Annotated in this window: 2 protein-coding genes; both read left to right on the top strand. The window is 59.9% G+C overall.

The window, feature by feature from the left end; genetic code table 11:
- Positions 1-229: 229 nt before the first annotated feature.
- Positions 230-745 (top strand): Hcp family type VI secretion system effector, encoded by a 516-nt coding sequence (locus D8U71_RS27950; RefSeq protein ID WP_007949952.1) that lies wholly within the window; start codon positions 230-232, stop codon positions 743-745.
- 135 nt (positions 746-880) lie between these two features.
- On the top strand, positions 881-1,827 hold a 947-nt coding region (tssI, locus tag D8U71_RS27945), incomplete at its 3' end, for a type VI secretion system tip protein TssI/VgrG (protein WP_130889184.1).

The raw sequence follows: 1,827 nt of genomic DNA, 5'->3' as shown, positions 1-1,827 counted from the left end.
GCAAGCCCTGCAGCCAAGTGCGCAAGAAGTTGCGCAGTACTGCGCAACTTCTTGCGCACTTCCTCCCGATTTTCCCGCTGAAAATCGCCCCGAATGATGACCAACCAGCGTGGCGTCCCCGCCATCCGGGCACCGCGCTAAACCTGGCACGCTCCTTGATAACCCTCAGCCACCCACCGGGCGATTTCGCCTCCGGGCACCCTAACTTTATCCGCAAGGAGAGCACCCCATGGCAACACCAGCGTACATGTCGGTTACCGGCGAAAAACAAGGCCTGATCACTGCCGGCGCTTTCACCGCCGACTCCGTTGGCAACACCTACCAGGAAGGCCACGAAGACCAGGTCATGGTTCAGGCTTTCACCCACGACGTGATCATCCCGCGTGACCCGCAATCCGGTCAGCCAACCGGTCAGCGCGTTCACAAGCCAGTTGTGATCACTAAGGTCTACGACAAGGCTTCGCCACTGCTGCAAGCAGCTCTGACTTCCGGCGAGCGCATGAGCGAAATCGTTATCCAGTGGTACCGCACCTCGGCTCAAGGCACCCAAGAGCACTACTACACCACCAAACTGGAAGACGCGATCATCGTCGCCATCAACAACAAAATGCACAACTGCCAGGATCCAGGCAACGCGCACTTCACCCACCTGGAAGAAGTGCAGTTCACCTACCGCAAAATCACCTGGACCCACGAAGTATCCGGTACTTCGGGTTCCGATGACTGGCGTGCTCCAGTCGTTTAATTACGGCTGACCGTTACACGCATCGGCCAGCTCTGCTGGTCGATGTTGTTTACGCCCCTCCAGAATTTCGCGTACGTTGAGCCGCTTTTTTTGCGGTCGTCGACGAGCGCCGCTGTACAGCACGAGGAACAAGGGATGTTCGCGCCGGCCAATGAAACCCACTTTGCCCTGACCATCGAAGGGCTTTCCGCCGACTTTCAGGTGTTTACCCTCACCGGCCGGGAAGCCATCAGCCAGCCTTTTGTCTTTGAGGTGGAGCTGGTCAGTGAGCAGCCGTCGCTGGACCTCGAAACCCTGCTGCACAAACCGGCCTTTCTGCAGCTGTCGCCTGACGGCAGCGGCATCCATGGCCAGATCTACCGCGCCGCGCAAGGCGATTCCGGCAAGCGCCTGACGCGTTATTCGGTGACCCTGCGCCCGCAACTGGCGTATCTGGCGCACCGCATCAACCAGCGCATCTTCCAGAACCTCAGCGTGCCGAAGATCATCGGCCAAGTGCTGGAAGAGCACGGCATTCAGGGCAACGCCTACGAATTCAAGACCGGCTCGATCTATCCCGAGCGCATCTACTGCGTGCAATACGACGAGTCGGATCTGCACTTCATCCAGCGCCTGTGCGAGGAAGAAGGCATTCACTTCCACTTCCAGCACAGCGCCAACGCGCACAAGTTGGTGTTCGGCGACGACCAGACGGTGTTCCCGAAACTGGCCCCGGTGCCCTATCAGCAAGACTCCGGCATGGTCGCCAGCAACCCGGTGATCAAGCGCTTCGACCTGCGCCTGGAAACCCGCACCAGCCGCACCACCCGTCGCGACTACGACTTCGAAAAACCGCGCCTGACCCTGGAAAGCGAAAACCGTGGCGACGCCCTGCCCGACCTCGAAGACTACGATTACCCGGGCCGCTTCATCGACCGCGAGCGCGGCAAGCACCTGGCCAAACGCGCCCTCGAACGCCATCGCAGCGACTTCCAATTGGCCGAAGGCAAGAGTGATCAGCCACTGCTGGTCAGCGGCCATTTCCTCGCCCTGACCGAACACCCGAAAGCCAAGTGGAACGACCTCTGGCTGCTCACCGAAGT

This window comes from Pseudomonas sp. Sample_21 (assembly GCF_004307525.1).
In the GTDB taxonomy this organism is placed as follows: domain Bacteria; phylum Pseudomonadota; class Gammaproteobacteria; order Pseudomonadales; family Pseudomonadaceae; genus Aquipseudomonas; species Aquipseudomonas atacamensis.
This window is presented reverse-complemented; position numbering and strand designations above follow the sequence as displayed.

Bases quoted from the DNA above. Each gene is read 5' to 3' on its own strand.
- D8U71_RS27950 (WP_007949952.1), top strand. From the start codon at position 230: ATGGCAACACCAGCGTACATGTCGGTTACCGGCGAAAAACAAGGCCTG.